We start from the raw sequence: 19,661 nt of genomic DNA, 5'->3' as shown, positions 1-19,661 counted from the left end.
GAATACAAATAGCCTATTTTTTTCGTCAAATCAAGAATCTTATCGGACAAAGATTGGTTATTATTCAATTAAGACTTAATAATACGAGGTTTTAGTTTTGTGGCCGGATTTCCTTGATAAATCCAATAAGCTTCCAGGTTTGATGTAGCAATACTGCCAACCGTTAATAGACTATGAGACCCTAACTTTACACCTGGGCAAATAACGGTTTTGGCTCCGGCCCAGGCTCCTTCCTCTAAAGTTATTTCACCAATAATTAAATCAAAAGTTGTTTTTTTGTAATTATGATTACCACATAGTAACAAAGCGCCTTGCGACACGCAAGAATTGTTTTTTAAGGTTACTTTAGCCAGATTGTCAATCCAGGCATACTCTCCAATCCAGACATAGTCACCAAGATGTAATTTCCAGGGATATTTAATGGTAACGTGCGGTTTAATAATCACATTTTTGCCAACATATGCACCAAACAAACGTAACAGAAATCTTTTAATATTGTAAAAGGGAAAAGAAGATTTAAAGAAAGTAACGCTTGTTAAATACCAAAGCGCCCTCTTTAAAATACTTCCGGGTTTATACCATTTATTATTAAATGTGGCCAGATTAGTTTTTAATGCTTCCATTAAACATGTTTATATATTGTTGTATGGTTTCTTCTACTTTCATTTTACCGCTAATATAATTAATTGCCTGCTTACTTCTTTGGTTAAATTTATGTTGATCTTCTTCGGCTAATGTACGGATGGCATCAATAAAATACTGTTTTTGGGTTAAAGGAAATGCAAAACCGCAAGCCTTTTCATTCATGTCCGTCCAAGGTGTTTGATCGCTACATATCACCGCACAACCACTCATTAAACTTTCTACAATGGAATGGCCAAAATTTTCATTTAATGTTGGTAAAAATAAAGCATGATAATTTGAAATTGTACTTTGAACTTCATCAAAAGCAAGTTGCTTCTTATACTTTACTTTAATATTATTTGGTAATTTTTGAATTAAGTCAAAACATTCATTCCAATAAGATTCATTTTCCATGTTCCCGTAAATATCATATACAATTTGATACTTTGAGGGTATTTTTGCTAAAATTTCAAGAGCAAAATGGAGGTTTTTTACGCGATCTATTCTGGATAAATAAAATAGTTTTAATTCATGCACGTTTTTGATTCTAATATTAGAATTAGGCAAACCGGCATTTATGTTTGATATGATATTTACTTTTGCTTTTGGAAATTGCTTTTTAACAAATCGTTCTTCTAGCTTATTGCTGGCATGAAAAGTAATGTTTCTGTACAGATTACTTATTTTAGCAACCAACAAGAATATATATTTTTTAATCGCCTTAAGGTGTAATGCTCCGGGACTCAACATCCCTCTTGGAGCTAAAATGATAGGACAATTTATTTCATTTTTGTTTTTAGCTTTTATGATACCAATAGAAAATAAGTAAGACCAAAAGCTATTCAGGTAAACACAATCGGGTTTATAAAGTTGTATCTGAGCTATAATATTGCTCATATTCATTTTTTCGGGAGAGAAATAATAATACTTAATGTTACCGGCTTCTATAAATTGATCTGTTTTAATATTTTTATATTCTACATCACTTCCTAAATCTTTATTACTGGTAAATATGCATATTTCAAATTTATCTTTTAAAACTTCTGATAAAGATTGAATGGATCTAACCGGTCCGCCGGCTTTAGTGCCTGGTAAATACCAATCCATTAATATGGCTATTTTTTTATTTGTGTTAGTATTCAATTTTATTTAATTGTATCCAATGGTTTAAAACAACCAAATGCCAGATTCTGCTCCAGGTAATTTTTTGATCTCCATTCAAAAACCTCTCCCACATCAATAATAATTCGTCACCTTCAAATAATTTTCTGCCGGCCAGTTCTTTAATATTACTGTCGCAAAAGGTTTTTAATTCATTTTTCATCCATTCTTTCCAGGGGAATGTAAATCCCATTTTGGGTCTATTAATAACTTCAGAAGGTAAAAGATCTTTAAAACTATCGGTTAACAATTTTTTTGGACTGTGAGGATATTTAAACTCATCCTTAATATTCAAAACATACTCCACCAAAAGATGATCTAAAAAAGGCTCCCGTACTTCTAAAGCAACCGCCATACTCATTTGATCGGTGTCGCGCAGCAATATGTTTTGTAAATAGGTTTGAATTTCAGCTATGGAAATTGCACTTAAAAGCCATCCTTTTTGTAATGGAACTTTTTGGAGAATTTCTTTAATTTGATTATCCGGCTCTGCCGTTTTTAAAAGTTTTGTTAATTCTTTTTTGGTATATAAACTTCTGTTTAAAGGGAAAGAGGTTTCAAATGATATTTCTTTTTCAGAAAGCAATTCAGCTATTTTATCTCCGCTTACTGATTTTTTCTTTTTCTGAATAATTAAACCGGCAGTTTTGCGGGCAACACCAGGAACATAATTCAGCCATTGTTTTTTGCTAAGTTGATCCATTCTTTTAAAAACATCGTATCCGGCAAATAACTCATCACCGCCAATTCCGCTTAAGGCCATAGTTACACCCGCATTTTTAGTAGCCTTAGAAACCGCATAAGTATTAGGGCCATCTCCGCTCGGATGGTCCATGGCGTTTAAGGCTTCAGGTAAAAGTTTAAGAAATTCGCTTGGTTTTATTTTTATTTCATGATGCTGTGTATTGAATTTTTTGGCAATGAGTTGAGCGTATTTAGATTCCGAAAAATCACTTTCGTCAAAGCTGATATTAAAGGTGTTTATTTTGTCGGCACTCAATTTACTCATTAAACCAACCACTATACTTGAATCAATACCCCCTGATAAAAATGCACCAAACGGAACATCGCTTACCATTCTTCTTTGTACCGAGTGCGTTAATAATTCCTGCACCTTTAAACAAACATCTTCATATGCAGCATTTGAATTAGTGTATTGGGGGTTAATTTGGTAGTATTTACTTTGCGTCAGTTTACCATTTTGTAATTCTAAATAATGACCCGGCTCAAGCATATAAACACCTTGAATGAGGGTGTTAGGCGCATAAACTGTTTGATACATGGCGTATTCGGCCAAACTTTTTTTGTTTAATGTAAATTTTTTAAATCCACAGTGAAGTATAGCTCGTAATTCACTCGCAAATAAAAATGCTTCTGTTCCATTATGAAAATAGAAAGGTTTTACACCTTGCCGATCTCTTGCTGCGAATAATTTTTTATCTATTTTATCGTATATAACAAAAGCAAACATGCCATTAAAGTACTTAAGGCAATCTTTACCCCAACGCAAATAAGCTGCAAGTATTACTTCGGTGTCGCTGTTTGTTTTGAAAAAATACGGATTTTGATGGCTTCCCTGAGAAGTCCGTTGTAACTCTAACTTAAGTTCGGCGTAGTTGTATAATTCACCATTATAAACAATAACATAACGGTTATCGTTGGTGTGTAATGGCTGATTGGAATTTGGGTTGGGGTCAATGATAGATAAGCGTCGATGGCCTAAACAAACAGGGGCGTTATACCAAATAGCATCGTGATCAGGCCCTCTGTGAGCCTGACTATTATTCATGTTGGCAACATATTGTTTTAGATCGGCCTCGGAGCGTGTTTCTGATACTATGCCGGCTATTCCACACATGTTTTAATGAATGCCAATAGCTTTTAAAAATTTTTGATCGGCCAACATTCGTTTAACTCCTTCTTCAATGCTTATTAACTCCTTCTTCAGAATTTCTTTCATTTTGGTATTATCAGGTTGTCTTCTGGTCATGTCGCCTTCTTTTAATGGATCAACAAATTTAATTACAGATTGAGATTGCGTTAATTTAATAATTAGTTCAGCCAGTTCTTTAATAGATAGGAGTTGATCGTTACCGATATTTATCACATCATTTATTAGTAATTTGTTTTCAAAAACTTTATGGCAAACTTCAACAGTATCATCCACGTAAGTGAATGTACGGGTTTGAGATCCGTCGCCGTAAATGGGTATAGGTGAATTTTTTAATGCCAGTTCTAAAAAACGGCTTACCACAAAATCGGTACTTTGATTAGGACCATAAGTATTAAAAAAACGAAAGATGGTATAAGGTAATTTGTAGGCTTGCCAATAACTCCTAAAAAAACATTCTCCAACATTTTTTACTACGGCATAAGGAACTCTTGAATTTAAAGGGGTGCGATGTTCATTTTGAGGTAATTCAACGGGTTCACCATAAACCTCAGAGCTGGATGCGAAGTAAACATGTTTAACGGAGGAGTTTTTGGAAAGATCGAGTACGTTTCTAATTCCATCAATATCATTTAAAACACTAATTGGATTTTGTTGCGTACGTTCAACGCCAACAACAGCTGCAAAATGAAACACATAATCAAAATTATTGGCCTGCATAATTTCCGATAAGTCTTTTAAGTTGTTTACATCCGCTTTAATAAATTTCCAATTAGGATTTGTGGGAGGAGGTAATTTTTCTTTAAAGCCTGTCGAAAGGTCATCAACTATTACCAGATAATTGTTTGGATTGCCAAGTATTTTTTCTGCCAATGCACTTCCGATGTTTCCGGCGCCACCGGTTAATAGGATTTTATTTACGATTGAACTCATTTGTAATTTTCTTTAATGTATTAATCCAGTTTTCCGGATTTATTTTTTGTGCAAGCAAATGGCTGTATTCGCCCATTTTAACTAATTCTTGTTGCTCTAAAGATAACACCTTTTTGAGATTGTTCTTTAATTCATTAACGTTTTCTTTCCGAAACGAATAGCCGTTTTTGCCGGATTCAAGAAATGCTTCCGACGCTCCAACTTCCTGGCTAAGTAATAATGGAAAACCTGCCGCTGCAAATTCTTGTACCACCACGGCCCAAGGTTCAAAACGACTTGGAAGTATAAATACTCCGGTTTGCTCCATTATAGATATTAAATCGTCGGGTTGTATGAATCCAAAATGTTTTATTTTGGGATGTATTCGAGGTTTAACACTTCCGGTTCCTACACACCATAATTCCCATTCGTGATTTTGTTCATCACTTAATTGTACAAATGCCTCCCATAATTCTTCAATCCCTTTAAAATCGTAGTATCTGCCAACATAAATAAATTTTTGAGGAAAATTTGTTTTTTTCTTTTCGAATTGTTGTAGGTATGCAGCATTAAATTTTTTGAGGTCACAACAGTAAAAGTCCAATAAAATATTGTTCTTTTTAAATCCAAGTTTTGAGGCATACCTAGCTTGTTGTTTACCGGGCACCCAAATGTGTGAAAACCGATTGGTTAAATAAGCTCTGCTTAAAAGTGTGGCTGTTAATTGTTTTACAGTTCCTCTCCATTTGGTATCTAAAGTAATTACAGTTGGAATTTTTTTAAAATAAGGTTTAACCTGTTTTAAATAATCTTTATCAATCCAGCCACTACAAATTATAACATCCGGTTTTATTTTTTGAATTAATTGGGTTAAACCCGCGAAATCATAGTCGCTTTTATTATAAACTTTTAAAGCCTGGCCAAAATCAAATTGAAAGGGAGCTTCTTTATTTACAGGCCATCGAATAATGTGAACTTCATTTTGTACACTTAAGGCCTTGCAACAGGAAATAAAATAATCTGCCAATTCGGTATATAAAAACAAATAGGTCATGCCGGTCAATTAAATGATATTCACTTCGCGTTCAAGCGCTACTTCAAATTTATCAAATACTTTCTGCATTACATAAGCTGACAAATCGTAAATGGATTGGCCGTTTGCCTTGTCTTTATTTACTAATACCAAGGCTTGTTGTTTATGAACGCCGGCGCCATTCATCTCAAATCCTTTCAGCCCGCACTGTTCTATTAACCAACCTGCAGCTAATTTTATATTTCCATTGGCCAACGGATAAGAAACTATATCCGGAAATTTATTTTTTAAGGATTGAAATTTATCCATAGAAATTTCCGGATTTTTAAAAAAGCTACCGGCATTACCAAGTACTTTTGGATCGGGTAATTTACTTTGCCTTATTTGAATTACGGCTTCTGAAACATCTTTTATTCCCGGATTTTTCACGCCTTTTTTTTCTAATTCCTGTTGTATGGCCCCGTAGCTTGTGTTCACAACAGCATTTTTAGTTAACTGAAAAGTAACCGAAACTATAATAAATTTATTTTTTAATTCTTTTTTAAATACACTCTCCCGGTAGTTAAACGCGCAATTTTCTTTATTGAATATTTTTAATTCACCGCTTTTTAAATCTACAGCTTCTAATTCAACAAACGTATCTTTTATTTCTACTCCGTAAGCTCCAATATTTTGCATGGGTGATGCACCTACACATCCCGGAATTAATGATAAATTTTCAAGTCCGCCCCATCCTTTATTAATACAATACATTACAAAATCTTGCCATACCTCACCGGCCATGGCTTTAACTTTAACCGTATCCGTATTTTCCTCGGTTATTTGAATACCTTTTAAACTGTTTTTTAATACAAGGCCTTCAAAGTTTTTAGTAAATAGTAAATTACTGCCACCGCCAATAATCAATACCTGATTTTTTATAAATTGTTCCGTTTTGAGTACATCATAAAGTTGATTTATTTGCGTTATTTCAGTAAAAAAACTACAACTACAATCAACCCCAAAGGTATTGAGGTGTTTTAAGTTGAAGTTCTTTTTTATTTCAGTCATGAAGTAAAATTATATAATTATTTAGGCTGAATATTTCTATCTTTAACCCAATATCAACAAAGCGTTTGTTTACAACCAAAAAGAAAGTTATAGTTAGTGTTATCAATGATTTGGTAACCGATAACAGAGTACAAAAAACCTGCGGCGTTTTAGCGGAATCGGGTTATGAAGTGCTTTTGGTAGGCAGAAAATTAAAGAATTCATTACCGGTTCCGAATTGGAATATGCAAACCAAGCGTATGAAACTAATATTTACTAAGGGTCCGCTTTTTTATCTTTTTTTTAATATTCGTCTTTTTTTTATACTACTGTTTACAAAAGCCGATTTACTTTTTGCGAATGATTTAGACACCTTATGGCCAAACTTTATAGTTTCTAAAATTAAATCTATTCCGTTAGTTTATGATAGTCATGAATTGTTTTGCGAAGTGCCAGAGCTTAAAAACAGCAATTTGAAAAGAAAAATTTGGCAATCATTAGAAAGTAATATTGTTCCAAAATTAAAATACTGCATTACCGTAAATCAAAGTATTGCCAATATTTTCAACGAAAAATATAAGGTTCATTTTTTTGTTATCCGAAATATTCCACAAAAGCCGAATGTAAACACAAAATCAAAAGAACAATTGAATTTACCGGCTCAAACTAAAATTATTCTGATGCAAGGGGCGGGAATTAATGTGGAGCGTGGGGCTGAGGAGTTGGTTGAAGCCATGAAGGAGGTTAATCAGGCTTTGTTATTAATTATTGGAGGTGGCGATGTTTGGAGCAAGCTTGCTAAACTAGTTGAAGTACATCAATTACAGGATAAAGTCATATTAATAGACAAGATTCCGAAAGAGGAATTAATAAGTTATACTTTGGTAGCTGATTTGGGCATTAGTATTGATAAAAATACAAACTTGAATTATTACAATAGTTTACCAAATAAGCTTTTTGATTATTTACAGGCCGGCATTCCGGTTTTAGCTACACATTTGCCGGAAATAGAACGGATACTTAATCAGTATAATGCCGGTTGGTTTATTGAAAATCACCTTCCCTCACACATTGCGGAAAGGATAAATTATATTCTGGGCTCTGAAGAATTAGCAATTAAAAAAACTAACGCATTGCGGGCCGGAATGGAATTAAACTGGGAAACTGAAAAGGTGAAATATTTAAAACTTATAGAAGGAATTCAATTCTAAATTATTAATTTTAAACTTATGGAATTTTCTGCAGAACAAATTGCACAATTATTAAACGGAACCGTTGAAGGAGATGCAGGTGTTAAGGTAAATAACATTTCAAAAATTGAGGAAGGAAAACCTCAAACGCTTTCATTTTTAGCAAACCCCAAATACTACGCTTATATATATACTACCGATGCCAGCATTGTTTTGGTAAACCATACGCTAAAGTTGGAAAAACCAGTAAAGAAAACATGCACGCTTATTCGAGTAGAAAATGCTTACGAGGCTTTTGCCAAACTGCTTCAAATGTATCAACAGTTTAAAGCAAATAAAGTGGGCATTGAACAACCTAGTTTTATTCATCCCAGCGCACAATTGGGGGAGACCTGTTATATTGGAGCATTTGCCTACTTGGGTGAAAACGTAAAGTTAGGAAACAACGTAAAAATTTATCCGGGCGTAAGCTTGAGTGATAATTGTGAAGTGGGGGATAACAGTGTTCTGTTTGCCGGCGTAAAAGTTTATCATGATTGTAAAATAGGAAAAAATTGCACCATTCATTCGAATACAGTTATTGGTAGTGATGGGTTTGGTTTTGCGCCCAATAGTTCAGGTGAAATTTTTGAAAAAGTGCCTCAAATTGGAAATGTAGTAATTGAGGATTATGTAGAAATTGGCTCTAACAGTTCAATTGATAGAGCAACTTTAGGCTCTACTATTTTACGCAAAGGAGTGAAGCTGGATAATTTGGTACAAATTGCGCACAATGTTGAAATAGGAGAGAACACGGTAATTGCTGGATTATCAGGCGTGGCCGGTTCAACTAAAGTGGGTAAGAATTGTATGATTGCCGCTCAGGTTGGAATTGTTGGACATATTAGAATTGCTGATGGAGTTAAAATAGCGGGGCAATCGGGTGTGGCCGCTAGTATTGAAAAAGAAGGTGAAATTGTACAGGGTTCTCCTGCCTTTCCTGTTTCGGATTATCGCAGAAGCTATGTGTTATTTAGAGGTTTGACTAAACTAAATGATAAAATTAATAACTTGGAGAAAAAAGTATTTCCGAAATGAAACTTGATATTTTAGCAATAGGCATACACCCCGATGATGTAGAATTGTCGTGTGCAGGAACTTTATTGAAACATAAAGCGCTCGGGAAAAAAATTGGTGTTTTGGATTTATCACGAGGAGAATTAGGTACCAGAGGAAATGCAGAATTGCGAACGCAAGAAGCCGAACAAGCAGCAAAAATTTTAAATTTGGATGTACGCGTTCAATTAAATTGCAAGGATGGTTTTTTTGAAAATAATGAAAGCAATCAGTTGATGATTATTGAACAAATCAGAAAGTTTCAGCCGGAAATTGTGCTCTGTAATGCCATTACCGATCGTCACCCAGATCACGGAAGAAGCGCCAAATTAGTAAGCGACGCTAGCTTTTATTCGGGTCTTATAAAAATTAAAACAAATAACGACGAGAAGGAGCAAAAAGCCTGGAGACCAAAAGCTATATATCATTACATACAAGATTATTATATACACCCTGATTTTGTAATTGACGTTAGTGATTTTATGGAAGTTAAACTCCAATCTATTTTAGCATATTCCTCTCAATTTTATAATCCTAAATCTAACGAACCGGAAACGGCAATTTCTTCCAAACATTTTTTAGATACCATAAAGGCAAAAATGAATATTTGGGGGCGATCAATAGGAGTAGAATATGCCGAAGGATTTACCGTTGAAAGATATCCGGGTGTAAATACTTTGTTTGATTTGTTATAACTAAAAAATAAAGAGAACCAAGGCTAAGTAAACCAGTATTACCAACCAAAATCCGGCTGCAATTCCGGCCATCCAAACGCCTCTACGATCATAACCAATGGCTAACGTGAATGCGGCCAAAGCTACTCCAATAATTAACGCGCTCATTGCAATAGCAATTCCTACGGAACCCGGAATAAAAAAACCTAGAATCATTAATGGGATAAGTAAAAAACTTACAAAGGCCAAGCCATTTACCTGAGTGATACTCAGTTTATATTTTTTAGCCGGTGCATTTTTTTTAACCCGTGTTTCTTCAATTTTTTGAAAAGACCTATTACTTTTTTTGTGTTCACCGGTTTTAGGTAAAGAGATTTGCATGTGCCGGATAACTTTTAAATTTTCCGAATTTTCAATTTTCACATATTTTGCTAACTCAATTGTTGTGTGCTGTTCTGATTCAAACGGAACTTGCTTTTTAATAAATTCTTCTTTAGAGGTAAATTTATTTTGATGCCAAATATTAATTCCTGCCAATTGAAATTTTCTATGAATTGCACAAGATGAAAGTAAAAGTAGCATCAACAAAATGCCGATAATAAGAGTAGGGGTATTGAAAAATTTATTTTGCAAGAAATCTTTTTATATAAGCGCAAACTTCAACAACTCCTTCGAGATTCAACGTGTGCCCAACATTTTTAATTACAATAAATTCAGAATTTTGAATGTGGGTGTGAACTTCTTTGGCCATATGAAGTGGAATTAATAAATCCTTCTCGCCGTGAATAATTAATGTGGGGTTTGAAATTTTTAGAAGATCTTTTCTATAATCTCGTCGTTCACCTGTTGCTTTCATCAATTTTAAAATGGCTTCGGTATTTTCGTTCACTCCTTTTCTTGCTTCTTTCATAACCTCCATGGGAATAAGCGGATTATTAAAATATTCTTCACTTAAAACATTCGGTAACATGACATCCAATAATAAATTATAACCTCCCATTTCCAAAGCTCTTGTCCAACTTAATCCAATGGCCTCAAAATAGGGTGTTTTATGCGCAAAAGTGGAAAGTAAAATTAGTTTATTTACGCGTTCGGGAAAAAGTAAGGTATAATTTTGTGCTACTAAGCTTCCGTATGATAATCCAACCAATTCAATTTTCTTCAATCCTTCTTTTTCAATCACACAATTTAAATCATTGGCGTGTTGGTCAAAATCTCTCCACTCGGAGTCTTTATCACTTTGCCCCTGAAAAATGAAATCAAGTAAAATAATTTTATAATCTTCTTTAAAAACAGCGCTCACAAAAAACCAGGATAAAGTACTTTGCGTTAATCCATTTAAAAACACAATGGCTTTATCAGATGAAAAATTACCCTGAACTTCGTAATATAGGTTGAGATTATCTTTTGTTTTACAGTACATCATCCGGATAATTTATGTTTACTTTTGTTTTGAATACTTCTAATTTTATAGTTTTTCCCAATAGGATGGGAAAATTTTCTTTTACATGTCCGGCGGGGAAATCAAAACATACCGGATAATCATATTCAGCCACCGCTTCTAAAATTATTTGTTGAGCGGTTTTTCCAAAGGGAATGGCGTTATCTTTCATCTCAGTAAATCCGCCAACAATCAGGCCTTTCAATTTTTTTAATTTTCCATTCCTTTTGAGTTGCATCATCATTCTGTCTAAATGGTATAGGTACTCATCCAGGTCTTCTAAAAATAAAATTTTATTCTTGGTGCTTAAATCCGAGTCGGTTCCGGCTAAAGCATATAATAACGATAAATTACCTCCTACAATTTCTCCTTCGGCTTTTCCAACTCGATTCAACGCATTTGGCTTCACATTGTAATTTGTTTTTATTCCAAACAAAACTTTATGTAAAGCATCCAGGCTTTTTTTGTCTTTTAAAAAATTAAAAGGCATGGGTCCATGAATAGAAGGAATACCCTTATTATTTAGCTCAGTGTGTATTGCGGTAACATCGCTAAAACCAACAAACCATTTCAAGTGATGTTTAATATTTTTTATTCGAACTTGATCCAGAATGCGTATAGTGCCGTAACCACCGCGAGCAATGAATACAGCTTTAGCCACAGGATGGTCTATTGCCCATTGTAAATCAGATGCGCGCTGCAGGTCAGTTCCTGCAAATTGATGCCGCGATTTAAACAGATTGGCGCCCAACTCAATTTTTAATCCCCATTTTTTTAATTCAGCCACAGCAGGTTCAATTTCTTTTTCAGAAATTTTTCTGGCTGTGGCAATAATTAATACGGTATCTCCTTTTTTTAAAAAAGCAGGGGTTTTCATTTTCTGCCTTTGCGCTTTGATTTGGAAGGGCTTTTCTTTTTAGATTTTACGGGTTTAACCGTTTTTTTGGCTAGTTTATTTTGATATTCAATATTAGCCAGATTTTGTAAATATTTTTTGGTCTCCGGCTCATTTGCCACTTTCACGTGAAACCAAAGCTCGCCACTTTTAATTCTGTAAATCTGCATTTCAGAAACACCGTATTTTTCGGCTATTTGTTTAAAAGTAAGTTTACGCTTTGGATCCCAAATTAATTTCTTTACCGCTAAAATCGATTTTTCATTAAATACTTTTGAAGTATGACTTTTAGTGAACGCACGTTTTTTTCTAGATTTAACGGCATTCGGGCTAAAGGTAACGTGCTCACGATGCTCTTCCGGGGTAACCCATTTTAAATTGGCAGCGCTATCATTTAAATAATTATGATCTTTATGAATAACCATGGTTTTTTTGCTGGAAGAATTAGCTAAAAATGCCTTAGCGACTTCTTTATAAACAAACAACGTGCGTTGTTCTCCATTTATCTTAAAGTTGTAACGGTAAACGCCATTTTGAGGTTTAAATGATCTTGCTTCATACTTCCCGTTTGCTTGTTTAACACCAAATCGACCTTTGTTTGAAACTGCATAAGTAACCGAAGGTTTTTTACCTTTAAAGGAAATTACTTTCCATTTTTCATTTTTAAGACTAGCCATGATTTTAATTTAATTTTAAATTGTTAATATGTATCTTTGTGCTAAGTTAAACAATTAAACGTATTATTCAAATCTAACGGTTAGCAGTATTTTGTATGTCATCAGATTTTAAGCGAACTTTAGTTACTGCAGCCCTTCCGTATGCAAATGGGCCGGTACACATTGGGCATTTGGCCGGATGTTACTTACCGGCGGATATCTATGTTCGTTATTTACGAAGTGCCGGAAAAGATGTGATTTTTGTTTGTGGAAGTGATGAACACGGTGTTCCAATTACTATTAAGGCAAAAAAAGAGGGTATTACTCCTCAACAAGTGGTGGATAAATACCACAAAATGATGGGTGATGCTTTTAAGGAATTTGGCATTTCTTTTGATATTTATTCGCGAACTTCTTCTGAAACACACAAAAAAACAGCTTCTGACTTTTTTGAAGTATTGTACAATAAAAAAAGTTTTACTGAGCAAGTAACGGAGCAATATTTTGATGAAAGTGCAAATCAATTTTTAGCGGATAGATATATTACAGGAACTTGCCCGAATTGTAAAAATCCGGACGCCTATGGAGATCAATGTGAAAAATGCGGGTCTTCTTTAAATCCAACCGAATTATTAGATCCTAAGTCTGCTTTAAGCGGAAATAAACCGGTATTGAAAGAAACTAAAAATTGGTTTTTACCTTTAGATAAATTACAGCCAAAAATTAATGCTTACCTCGAGCGGCATAAAGATTGGAAAGTGAATGTTTACGGGCAGTGTAAAAGCTGGTTAGAAAGTGGTGATGGTTTACAACCCAGAGCCATGACCCGAGATTTGGATTGGGGAGTGCCCGTTCCGGTTCCGGGAGGCGAAGGCAAAGTATTATACGTTTGGTTTGACGCTCCTATTGGATATATTTCTGCCACAAAAGAACTTTTTCCTGATAAGTGGGAGCAATATTGGAAAAGCAAGGATAGCAGATTGATTCATTTTATTGGTAAGGATAATATTGTTTTTCATTGTATAATTTTTCCGGCTATGTTGATGGAACATGGTGATTTTATATTACCGGATCAGGTTCCTGCTAACGAGTTCCTAAATCTGGAAGGAGATAAAATTTCTACTTCCAGAAATTGGGCCGTATGGCTACATGAATATTTAATTGATTTTAAAGATAAACAAGACAGTTTGCGTTATGCCCTTTGCTCTAATGCGCCGGAAACAAAAGATAATGATTTTACCTGGAAAGATTTTCAACTCAAGAATAACAGTGAATTAGTAGCTGTATTCGGTAATTTTATTAATCGCACATTGGTTTTAACCCATAAATTTTATAACGGTTTGGTGCCTGCAGCTTCTACTTATACAAAGGAAGATTTAATTGTGTTGGAAGAATTAGCTAAAGCGCCTGCAAAAATTAGCAGCGCTATTGAACAGTTTAAATTTCGGGAAGCAGTAAGTGAATGGATGAATGTGGCTCGACTTGGAAATAAATATTTAGCAGAAACTGAACCCTGGAAACTAATTAAAACGGAAGAAGAAAGAGTAAAAACGATTATGAATGTGGCTTTGCAAATTTCCTGCAACCTGGCCATTTTAGCCGAGCCATTTTTGCCTTTTACTTCTGAAAAATTATTTAAATTACTAAACCTTTCGCCGTTAAAATGGCAAAGTGCTGCTAATACTTCTAACATAAATAGTGGGCATTCAATAAATAAAGATGAATTGTTATTTTCAAAAATTGAAGATGAAGAAATTAAAAGGCAGATGGATAAATTAAACGAAACTAAAACTAATTCAACTTCATCGGCAGATTTAGCTTCTTTAAAAGGGGAAACATCTTTTGATGATTTTTTGAAAATGGATATTCGAGTGGCTACTATTTTAGAAGCCGAAGTAGTTCCTAAAACCGATAAATTATTGAAACTGAAATTGGATACCGGAATTGATATACGAACCGTGGTTAGTGGTATAGCTCAATATTATAAACCTGAAAACATTATTGGACAAAAAATAGTTATGCTGGCAAACTTGGCACCTAGAAAAATTAAAGGAATTGAAAGCCAGGGTATGATTTTAATGGCTGAAAATCCCAATGGTGAACTTAGTTTTGTTACTCCAACCAAACCTGATAGTTTAAATGGTGCAATTGTTAAATAAATATTTAATTGTACTTGGCCTGCTCTTTACAACCGGGTATTTTGCGCAAATTGATCTCGATGGAAATAATAGTAGAGATTACAAAAACAAAAAACAATTTGAAAAGTTCTATAAAAAGAAAAACCTGGTTGGCAACTGGCAAATTAACCAATTCAAAAAAGGGGCCTTAGTGGTTAAGTTAAAAACAAATTCAACTTTAATCGATCAACTCGAGAAAGCCGGAAAAACTGAATTGGCAGAAGAAAAACGGGTAGAAAATTTTATTTACAACAGAATGGTGATGGAAGCCTTTAAAGATAAATTTACCTTTTGCAAGGTTTATTTTATTTTTAGCCACTTTACAGATAGTTTATTGAACGGCGCAAGAAAAGGAATATTTTTAGACACTAATTTAAGTGTTAATCAAACTATAGTCATGAATGAGATTTTTTATTTGATTGGAGAGCGGGATCGAATTTATAATTCTTCGATTGGATTTGTGCCCGAAGATTCAGCTCGTTTTGTTAAAGAAAACGGAAATCCAAGTGGGTATGATGTGCTGGCTGTTATTAAAAATAAATACGGACATCAATTAAAGAAACCATTCCCATATGTATGTGGTTACGGAATAAAAAATAGTGGAGCTATAAGCCATACTTTTGTGAAAGAGATTCCGGTTTATTATTATCGGGATTCGCTTTTTAAATACAGAATATTGATTGACAAAACTCAACTGGCCGATTATAAAGCCAGTGAAAAAAAAGTATTTAAAAGAGCTCCGGCAGGTGCGCAAACTTATATTATTAAAAAGGAATTCGCCTTTGAAGTATTAGCATCGGGTGTTGAACGATATAATGATGAGGTGAGTAGTTATTACCAAGCGAGCCCTCCAATTCCTGAGGATCGTATGCCCGAAAATATTAAAGTGTACTTATATTAAAGAAGTTTTAGTTCTTTCAGGAGATCTTCCAAATCCATGTTTTTTTGCAGTAAATAAGCCCTAATACCACAGGCGCCGGCTCCTTGTACGTGCTGTATAGAATCATCAATAAAAATTGTTTCTTCTTTATTTAATTTATTTTCTTTTAAAACAAGTTCAAATATTTCGGCATTTGGTTTTCTTAAGCCCACTCTGCAGGAATAATAAGTTTTATCAAAATAATCCCCAAAGTTTTTTACGCCATGTTCTTTATAAAGTTCTTTTTCGAAGGAGGAGATGTGCGTTTCATTGGTGTTGCTTAAAAGGAAGGTGTTGTAATTTTGTTTGGCAGCAACTAAAACATCCAAACGTTGTTCGGGAATGTCAAGCAGCATAGCATCCCAAGCCTGCATTAATGGTTTTAGGTCTCCATCATAGTTTAACTCAGCACTTAATTCATTAAAGAAAGTTTGCTCGGTAATTTTTCCGATTTCAAATAAATCAAAAAGCGGGTGTTGTTTAGCCTGGGTATAAAGTTGGCTAAAGGATTTTCCGCTTAATTGAGTCATTTTCTCAATAGTTAAAGCGTAATCCAGGTTAATGATTACACCCCCTAAATCAAATATGATATTTTTAACCTCTTTCAATTTAGAATACTGCCCTTGAAATTAAGTTTTTTTATTTTGCTATTCATGCCTAATTGCATATTTTTGCACACCCTTATTTATTGGGGGTCATATCCGGTCCTATAGCTCAGCCGGTTAGAGCATCAGACTCATAATCTGAGGGTCCTTGGTTCGAGCCCAAGTGGGACCACAAAGCCCGAAGAGATTCGGGCTTTTTTATATGGAGAAGTTTTATACGATATATGTTATTTATTCAGACGCTAAGAAAGTAAAGTACACTGGCTATACGGATGATTTGGATAGAAGATTAAAAGAGCATAACGAAGGTATATTAGGAAAATTCACAAAGAATAAAGGTCCATGGCGATTAATTTATCAGGAAGAAGTTGATAATATAATTGAAGCAAGAAAAAGAGAAAAATATTTAAAGACGGGTTCAGGAAGAGATTTTATTAAGTTAAAAACGGGATATTGAAATAGGAGGGTCCTTGTCCGGGTATCTGCGCCATCTGAATTCTGCGAGCGTATTGTATGGAATCTAAAATTTCTTTTTGTTTCTCTTCAATCTCTTTATTCTTAAGCTCAATTAATGTTTTTTGCTTTCTTGTGGCTTTTAAGGTTTTGAAGACATAGCCGGCAAAAACAAGTACCAATAACAAGCCCATAGCTACAAAGCCAATAATTATATTTTGCCTGGTATTCTTTTCTTCTGCTAGTGCTTGTTGTTTTTCTAATTCTTTTTTATGTTCTGCCTTTGCAACTTCTTCTTGCTTTTCATAAGTGTATTGCATTTGTTTTTTGATACTTGCTTTTTGAGTTTCTTGATTGTTAATGCTATCTCTCATTTTAATCTCCAACTCATACATTTCAAAAGCTTCTTTGTATTTGTTTTGTTTTTGGAAGATTGTTTTGAGCATCTTGGCTGATTTATTAATAATCTCAGGAGCGGCTAATTCTTTAGCCAGTTGCATTCCCCTACTGGCAAAAACCAGCGACTCTTTTATTTGCCCTTTTTTAAAAGTCAGGTGAGCTATGTTATTTAAAGAGAATGCTATTCCTTCTTTATACCCAATCTCTTCATTAATCTCTAAAGCCCAATGAGCATACTTCAAAGCGTTGGGAATGTCGGCTTGGTTATTATACACACCTCCAATGCCAGCTAAAGAGAATGCTATTCCTTCTTTATCCCCAATCTCTTCCTTTATCTTTAAACTCCTGTTAAAATACTCCAACGCTTTGGGGTAGTAACCTTGGTCGTTATAAAAATTCCCAATGTTATTTAAAGAACTTGCTATTCCTTCTTTATCCCTAATCTCTTCCTTTATCTTTAAACTATTGTGCCAATACTCAGATGCTTTGGTGAGGTCACCTTGGTAATAATATATGATTCCAATGTCGTTTAAAGAACTTGCTATTCCATTTTTATCCCCAATCTCTTCTTGGATCTTTAAACTCTTGTGATTATACTCTAAAGCCTTGGGGATGTCGCCTTGGATTCTATAAATAACTCCAATGTTTCCTATGGTACTTGCTGCTGCTTTTTTATCCCCAATCGCTTCAAAAATCTTTAAACACTTACGAAGATATTCCAATGCTTTGGGGATGTCACCCTGTTCCTTATATATATTACCAATGTGGTTTAAAGAGGTTGCTATCATATTTATATCCCCAATCTCTACTCTCATCTTTAAACTCTTGTGAAAATACTCTAGTGCTTTGGGGATGTCTCCTTTGTATTTAATATCATATGCGATACAATTCATGGCATCCGCAAGGTGTTTTAGGTAAACCTTTTTGGGTTCTGAATTATTAGCAATGTTTTTTTCTGCAAGTACTTTTAATTGCTCATTAAAAGCCAGCCAATCCTTATCACTTGCCGTTTCAACTAAGACTGACAAAATATTACATCTTGTAGTATCATGCTTAGCATTTTTAAGAACCAACTTTAAAGAGTCTATGGTTCGACTTTGCTCACCACTAGTAGTTCGGTTCTGCCCAAATGAATTGAGTTGAAACAGAAGAATAAATATTAATGCAATGTTTCTCATCCGCTCTTTTTCAATTTATTTATCATTACTAAAACCCTTTTCTCACTCGGTATCTGAGCCATTTGTATTCTTCGCGCGTATTGAATGGAATCTAAAATCTCTTTTTGTTTTTCTTCTATTTCCTTGTTCTTGTGTTCAATTAATGTTTTCTGTTTTCTTGTGGCTTTTAAAGTTTTAAAAACATATCCGGCAAAAATCAGTACCAATAACAAACCCATAGCAACTGAACCAATAATAATGTTTTGCCTTGTGTTTTTTTCTTCTGCAAGTGCTTGTTGTTTTTCTAATTCTTTTTTATGTTCAGCTTTTGCAACCTCTTCTTGTTTTTCATAAGTGTATTGTATTTGTTTTTTAATAGCTGCTTTTTGAGTTTCCTGATTATTAATGCTATCTCTCATTTTAATTTCTAATTCATACATTTCAAAAGCTTCTTTGTATTTGTTTTGTTTTTGGAAGATTTGATTGAGGGTGTATGCTGAGTGTTTAATATTTTCAGGATACCCTAATTCTTTAGCTGTTTGCATTCCTTTCTTGGCAAACACTAATGCCTCTTTTACTTGCCCTTTTTTTAAATTCAAATTAGCAATGTTGTTTAAAGATCGTGCTATTCCTAATTTATCCCTAATCTCTTCCTGAATCTTTAAACTCTTGTGATAATACTCCAAACCTTTGGGGATGTCGCCTTGGTTGCTATAAGTACCTCCAATGTTGTTTAAAGAAAGTGCTATTCCTTGTTTATCCCTAATCTCTTCATAAATCTTTAAACTCTTGCGATAATATTCTAATGCTTTTGAGATGTCGCCTTGGGCTTGATAAATAAATCCAATGTTGTTTAAAGAAGTGGCTATTCCTAGTTTATCCCCTATCTCTTCTCTAATCTTTAAACTCTTGTGATAATACTCTAGTGCCTTTGGGATATCGCCTTGGTTGCTATAAATACCCCCAATGTTGTTTAAAGAAAGTGCTATTCCTTCTTTATCCCCAATCTCTTCATAAATCTTTAAACTCTTGTGATAATATTCTAATGCTTTTGGGATGTCGCCTTGGTTGCCTGCCAAATACCCGATGTAATTCAAGGCATCGGCTAGGTGTTTTAAGTACAACTTTTTAGGTTCTGAATTATTGGCAATATTTTTTTCTGCCAATACTTTTAATTGCTCATTAAAAGCCGGCCATTCTTCATCACTCGCTGTTTCAGCTAAGATTGATAAAATATTACACCTTGTAGTATCGTGCTTTGCATTTTTAAGAGCCAACTTTAAAGAGTCGATTGCATGGTTTTGGGCATTGATTTGGAGATGCTGAAACAAGTTCAGCATGACAATAAGA

The 19,661-nt window shown here is 34.2% G+C and carries 19 protein-coding genes and 1 tRNA gene; 7 read left to right on the top strand and 13 right to left on the bottom strand.

The window, feature by feature from the left end; all coding sequences use genetic code 11:
* Positions 1 to 68 precede the first annotated feature (68 nt).
* From wcaF to murB, 6 genes are read right to left on the bottom strand one after another with little or no spacing between them, the layout of a single operon-like run.
* Entirely contained in the window at positions 69 to 623 is a 555-nt protein-coding gene (gene wcaF, locus IPM51_13050; protein ID MBK9285221.1) for a colanic acid biosynthesis acetyltransferase WcaF, read from the bottom strand.
* Positions 604 to 1,767: a glycosyltransferase gene (locus IPM51_13045; GenBank protein ID MBK9285220.1), complete on the bottom strand. Its 1,164-nt coding sequence runs from the start codon at positions 1,765 to 1,767 to the stop codon at positions 604 to 606. The genes wcaF and IPM51_13045 overlap by 20 nt, the downstream gene beginning before the upstream one ends.
* Positions 1,757 to 3,643 carry an asparagine synthase (glutamine-hydrolyzing) gene (gene asnB / locus IPM51_13040; GenBank protein ID MBK9285219.1) on the bottom strand — a complete coding sequence of 629 codons (1,887 nt, stop codon included), beginning with the start codon at positions 3,641 to 3,643 and terminating at the stop codon, positions 1,757 to 1,759. The genes IPM51_13045 and asnB overlap by 11 nt, the downstream gene beginning before the upstream one ends.
* 3 nt (positions 3,644 to 3,646) lie before the next feature.
* Positions 3,647 to 4,609, bottom strand: a complete 963-nt coding sequence (locus IPM51_13035) for an NAD-dependent epimerase/dehydratase family protein (GenBank protein ID MBK9285218.1) — start codon at positions 4,607 to 4,609, stop codon at positions 3,647 to 3,649.
* Positions 4,590 to 5,642 (bottom strand): glycosyltransferase, encoded by a 1,053-nt coding sequence (locus tag IPM51_13030; protein ID MBK9285217.1) that lies wholly within the window; start codon positions 5,640 to 5,642, stop codon positions 4,590 to 4,592. The genes IPM51_13035 and IPM51_13030 overlap by 20 nt, the downstream gene beginning before the upstream one ends.
* Positions 5,643 to 5,651: 9 nt before the next feature.
* Positions 5,652 to 6,671 (bottom strand): UDP-N-acetylmuramate dehydrogenase, encoded by a 1,020-nt coding sequence (gene murB / locus IPM51_13025; GenBank protein ID MBK9285216.1) that lies wholly within the window; start codon positions 6,669 to 6,671, stop codon positions 5,652 to 5,654.
* A gap of 65 nt (positions 6,672 to 6,736) precedes the next feature.
* Between murB and IPM51_13020 the strand changes: the two genes are divergently transcribed.
* Genes IPM51_13020 through bshB1 form a run of 3 tightly spaced genes read left to right on the top strand, consistent with a single transcriptional unit; the run spans position 6,737 to position 9,630 of the window.
* A complete protein-coding gene (locus tag IPM51_13020) occupies positions 6,737 to 7,861 on the top strand; it encodes a glycosyltransferase (protein MBK9285215.1) in 1,125 nt (374 codons plus the stop codon).
* A gap of 18 nt (positions 7,862 to 7,879) precedes the next feature.
* A complete protein-coding gene (gene lpxD, locus IPM51_13015) occupies positions 7,880 to 8,917 on the top strand; it encodes a UDP-3-O-(3-hydroxymyristoyl)glucosamine N-acyltransferase (protein MBK9285214.1) in 1,038 nt (345 codons plus the stop codon).
* A complete protein-coding gene (bshB1, locus tag IPM51_13010; protein ID MBK9285213.1) occupies positions 8,914 to 9,630 on the top strand; it encodes a bacillithiol biosynthesis deacetylase BshB1 in 717 nt (238 codons plus the stop codon). The genes lpxD and bshB1 overlap by 4 nt, the downstream gene beginning before the upstream one ends.
* Here bshB1 and IPM51_13005 read toward each other — a convergent pair whose 3' ends face one another.
* From IPM51_13005 to IPM51_12990, 4 genes are read right to left on the bottom strand one after another with little or no spacing between them, the layout of a single operon-like run.
* Complete coding sequence (locus IPM51_13005) at positions 9,631 to 10,242, bottom strand: hypothetical protein (GenBank protein MBK9285212.1); 612 nt, start codon at positions 10,240 to 10,242, stop codon at positions 9,631 to 9,633.
* Positions 10,232 to 11,035: an alpha/beta hydrolase gene (locus IPM51_13000; GenBank protein ID MBK9285211.1), complete on the bottom strand. Its 804-nt coding sequence runs from the start codon at positions 11,033 to 11,035 to the stop codon at positions 10,232 to 10,234. Before IPM51_13000 ends, IPM51_13005 begins: the two co-directional genes overlap by 11 nt.
* Complete coding sequence (locus IPM51_12995; GenBank protein MBK9285210.1) at positions 11,022 to 11,927, bottom strand: LD-carboxypeptidase; 906 nt, start codon at positions 11,925 to 11,927, stop codon at positions 11,022 to 11,024. Before IPM51_12995 ends, IPM51_13000 begins: the two co-directional genes overlap by 14 nt.
* Positions 11,924 to 12,622, bottom strand: coding sequence for a hypothetical protein (locus IPM51_12990; protein ID MBK9285209.1), 699 nt, complete (start codon positions 12,620 to 12,622; stop codon positions 11,924 to 11,926). The genes IPM51_12995 and IPM51_12990 overlap by 4 nt, the downstream gene beginning before the upstream one ends.
* 95 nt (positions 12,623 to 12,717) lie before the next feature.
* Between IPM51_12990 and metG the strand changes: the two genes are divergently transcribed.
* Complete coding sequence (gene metG / locus IPM51_12985) at positions 12,718 to 14,760, top strand: methionine--tRNA ligase (protein MBK9285208.1); 2,043 nt, start codon at positions 12,718 to 12,720, stop codon at positions 14,758 to 14,760.
* Entirely contained in the window at positions 14,741 to 15,679 is a 939-nt protein-coding gene (locus IPM51_12980) for a hypothetical protein (protein ID MBK9285207.1), read from the top strand. The genes metG and IPM51_12980 overlap by 20 nt, the downstream gene beginning before the upstream one ends.
* Here the strand turns inward: IPM51_12980 and IPM51_12975 are convergent.
* Positions 15,676 to 16,305: an HAD family phosphatase gene (locus IPM51_12975; GenBank protein ID MBK9285206.1), complete on the bottom strand. Its 630-nt coding sequence runs from the start codon at positions 16,303 to 16,305 to the stop codon at positions 15,676 to 15,678. The genes IPM51_12980 and IPM51_12975 overlap by 4 nt on opposite strands.
* A 95-nt stretch (positions 16,306 to 16,400) precedes the next feature.
* Between IPM51_12975 and IPM51_12970 the strand changes: the two genes are divergently transcribed.
* Both IPM51_12970 and IPM51_12965 read left to right on the top strand, forming a co-directional pair.
* Positions 16,401 to 16,474, top strand: a tRNA-Ile gene (locus IPM51_12970).
* Between the two features lie 30 nt (positions 16,475 to 16,504).
* Positions 16,505 to 16,759 (top strand): GIY-YIG nuclease family protein, encoded by a 255-nt coding sequence (locus IPM51_12965; GenBank protein MBK9285205.1) that lies wholly within the window; start codon positions 16,505 to 16,507, stop codon positions 16,757 to 16,759.
* Here IPM51_12965 and IPM51_12960 read toward each other — a convergent pair.
* Positions 16,737 to 18,332 carry a tetratricopeptide repeat protein gene (locus tag IPM51_12960; protein MBK9285204.1) on the bottom strand — a complete coding sequence of 532 codons (1,596 nt, stop codon included), beginning with the start codon at positions 18,330 to 18,332 and terminating at the stop codon, positions 16,737 to 16,739. The genes IPM51_12965 and IPM51_12960 overlap by 23 nt on opposite strands.
* Entirely contained in the window at positions 18,329 to 19,642 is a 1,314-nt protein-coding gene (locus tag IPM51_12955; protein MBK9285203.1) for a tetratricopeptide repeat protein, read from the bottom strand. The genes IPM51_12960 and IPM51_12955 overlap by 4 nt, the downstream gene beginning before the upstream one ends.
* Between the last annotated feature and the right edge of the window lie 19 nt (positions 19,643 to 19,661).

Source organism: Sphingobacteriaceae bacterium, assembly GCA_016715905.1.
Lineage (GTDB): Bacteria > Bacteroidota > Bacteroidia > B-17B0 > Aurantibacillaceae > Aurantibacillus.
The sequence above is the reverse complement of the archived record's forward strand: the minus strand, read 5'-3'. Positions and strand labels throughout refer to the sequence as shown.

Bases quoted from the DNA above. Each gene is read 5' to 3' on its own strand.
- wcaF (MBK9285221.1), bottom strand. From the start codon at position 623: ATGGAAGCATTAAAAACTAATCTGGCCACATTTAATAATAAATGGTAT.
- asnB (MBK9285219.1), bottom strand. From the start codon at position 3,643: ATGTGTGGAATAGCCGGCATAGTATCAGAAACACGCTCCGAGGCCGAT.
- IPM51_13035 (MBK9285218.1), bottom strand. From the start codon at position 4,609: ATGAGTTCAATCGTAAATAAAATCCTATTAACCGGTGGCGCCGGAAAC.
- IPM51_13030 (MBK9285217.1), bottom strand. From the start codon at position 5,642: ATGACCTATTTGTTTTTATATACCGAATTGGCAGATTATTTTATTTCC.
- murB (MBK9285216.1), bottom strand. From the start codon at position 6,671: ATGACTGAAATAAAAAAGAACTTCAACTTAAAACACCTCAATACCTTT.
- lpxD (MBK9285214.1), top strand. From the start codon at position 7,880: ATGGAATTTTCTGCAGAACAAATTGCACAATTATTAAACGGAACCGTT.
- bshB1 (MBK9285213.1), top strand. From the start codon at position 8,914: ATGAAACTTGATATTTTAGCAATAGGCATACACCCCGATGATGTAGAA.
- IPM51_13000 (MBK9285211.1), bottom strand. From the start codon at position 11,035: ATGATGTACTGTAAAACAAAAGATAATCTCAACCTATATTACGAAGTT.
- IPM51_12995 (MBK9285210.1), bottom strand. From the start codon at position 11,927: ATGAAAACCCCTGCTTTTTTAAAAAAAGGAGATACCGTATTAATTATT.
- IPM51_12990 (MBK9285209.1), bottom strand. From the start codon at position 12,622: ATGGCTAGTCTTAAAAATGAAAAATGGAAAGTAATTTCCTTTAAAGGT.
- metG (MBK9285208.1), top strand. From the start codon at position 12,718: ATGTCATCAGATTTTAAGCGAACTTTAGTTACTGCAGCCCTTCCGTAT.
- IPM51_12980 (MBK9285207.1), top strand. From the start codon at position 14,741: ATGGTGCAATTGTTAAATAAATATTTAATTGTACTTGGCCTGCTCTTT.
- IPM51_12965 (MBK9285205.1), top strand. From the start codon at position 16,505: ATGGAGAAGTTTTATACGATATATGTTATTTATTCAGACGCTAAGAAA.
- IPM51_12960 (MBK9285204.1), bottom strand. From the start codon at position 18,332: ATGAGAAACATTGCATTAATATTTATTCTTCTGTTTCAACTCAATTCA.